This window comes from Streptomyces phaeochromogenes (genome assembly GCF_001418655.1).
Taxonomy (GTDB): domain Bacteria; phylum Actinomycetota; class Actinomycetes; order Streptomycetales; family Streptomycetaceae; genus Streptomyces; species Streptomyces phaeochromogenes.
Window position 1 is genome coordinate 1 of record NZ_LIQZ01000659.1, and the last position, 1,972, is coordinate 1,972.

Consider the following 1,972-nt stretch of genomic DNA (forward strand, 5'->3'; position numbering starts at 1 on the left):
CTGCTCGGGCCCGAGCAGAGCGTGGACGGCGAAGGAGCCGGATCCTTGACCGGTGTCATCGGCGGCGGTGCCGGACTGCCGCTCCACGAACCACACATGATGATCCGTCAGATGGGTGACACGGCCCGCGGCGATGTGCGCCGCGAGTCCGTCCCGAAGCCGTTCCCAGGTACGCCACTGATGGTGCAGGGCCTGCGGACGGCGGGCCCCGAGCCCCGGCGCGGTCTGGCGGTAGAACTGCCCGCCCGCCTGCGGGGCGGAGTCGACCAGTGTCACCCGCACACCGCGAGCCGCGGCGGCGAGGGCGGCCGTGAGCCCGGCGGGGCCGGCGCCGATCACCGCGAGGCGGCGTCGTTCAGTCATGGTGGCCGGTCCCTTCCTGCGTGCGGATCACGTCCCCGGCCTCGGCCGGGACCAGACAAGCCCGTTGGTTCACCCGCCCGTTGACGCTCACCAGGCAGTCGAAGCACACCCCGATGCCACAGAAGACACCGCGCGGCTCGCCGCTCCCCCGGGTCGTACGCCAGGACGTGATGCCCGCCGACCAGAGCGCGGCGGCGATCGTCTGGCCGGGCAGGACGGCGATCTCCCGGCCGTCGAAGGTGACGGTGAAGGCGGGTCCGGGCCGGGCGTCGACCAGGTCGAGCGGAGTGCGGGGCGTCACGGAGCCTCCTCGGTCACCGGATCCGGAAAGCGGTCGGGGCGGAAGGACACGAGGTCCAGATCGGGGGCCTTGTCCGCCAGCACCTGGGCGATCAAGTGGCCGGTCCCGGTGGCGAGTCCGATGCCCGCGCCCTCGTGCCCGCACGCGTGGAAGAGCCCGGGCACGCGCGCGTCCGGCCCGATCGCGGGCAGATGGTCGGGCATGTACGGACGGAACCCGAGGTAGCCGCGCATGGCCCTGACCTCCGCCAGGAAGGGGAACAGCCGGGTCGCCCCCGCCGCGATCGCCCGGGTGACGGGCAGGGAGAAGGAGCGGTCGAAGCCGACCCGTTCCCGGCTGGCCCCGATCAGCACCGGTCCCGCGGCCGTGCCCTCGACCACGGGGGAGGTCTGCAGCGCGGCCGAGTCGCTGGCCACGTCGGCCACGTAGTCGGCGGCGTACACCTTGTGCCGCACCCGGCGGGGCAGCGGCTCGGTGACCAGGACGAATCCGCGCCGGGGCAGCACGGGCAGGGACACCCCGGCCAGCGCGGCCAGCTCCCCGCCCCAGGTCCCGGCGGCGTTGACGACGGCGGGCGCGTGCACATCACCATGAGATGTACGGACTCCACGCACCGCCCCGGCCGCCGTACGCAGTACCTCCGTGACCGTCCACCCGGTCCGCAACTCGGCACCGGCCGCGCGGGCGAGCCGTACGAGATGGGCGGCGGCCAGTGTCGGCATCACCTGGGCGTCCTGCGGATAGAGGACCCCGCCCGCGAGCCCCTCCGCCAAGTAGGGCTCCAGCTCATGGAGTTCACCGGCGGCGACGGACACGGCCTCGACACCGGCGGAGCGCTGCCCGACGGCGAACCGCTCCAGCGCCGCGAGCCCCTCAGGTACGGACGCCACGACGACTCCACCCTTGGCCTCGTACTCGACGGCCCCGGCCACTCCGGTCCCGGCGGCAAGATCGGCCCACAACCGCCCGGAAAGCAGGGCGAGTTCGAGCTCGGGCCCCGGCTCCTTGTCCGAGACGAGCAGATTCCCCTCACCTGCCCCGGTCGTACCCCCGGCCACCGGCCCCCGGTCCACCAGCACGACACTCAGCCCCGCCCGAACCGCGTACAAAGCACAGGCCGCCCCGACCATTCCGGCCCCGACGACCACAACATCGCAGGTCAGCGACTTGGTCACGCCAGTACTATGTCACATACCTCTGGACGGGCCAAGGGTGCGCCGGCTTGGATCCACCAGCGCGCGCCGCGATGCTCCGATCACCGGCGCCCCTTCAGGTGTGCGGCAACCTGCGCCCCTTTAGGGGCGCGGG

General features: G+C 73.2%; 3 protein-coding genes. All 3 read right to left on the reverse strand.

Annotated elements, in window-relative coordinates:
* On the reverse strand, positions 1 to 363 hold a 363-nt coding region (locus tag AOK17_RS47290; protein WP_157881563.1), incomplete at its 3' end, for an FAD-dependent oxidoreductase.
* Entirely contained in the window at positions 356 to 664 is a 309-nt protein-coding gene (locus AOK17_RS47295) for a (2Fe-2S)-binding protein (protein WP_055618792.1), read from the reverse strand. The genes AOK17_RS47290 and AOK17_RS47295, both read right to left, overlap by 8 nt.
* Positions 661 to 1,839, reverse strand: coding sequence for an NAD(P)/FAD-dependent oxidoreductase (locus tag AOK17_RS47300; protein ID WP_055618793.1), 1,179 nt, complete (start codon positions 1,837 to 1,839; stop codon positions 661 to 663). Before AOK17_RS47300 ends, AOK17_RS47295 begins: the two co-directional genes overlap by 4 nt.
* Positions 1,840 to 1,972 lie beyond the last annotated feature (133 nt).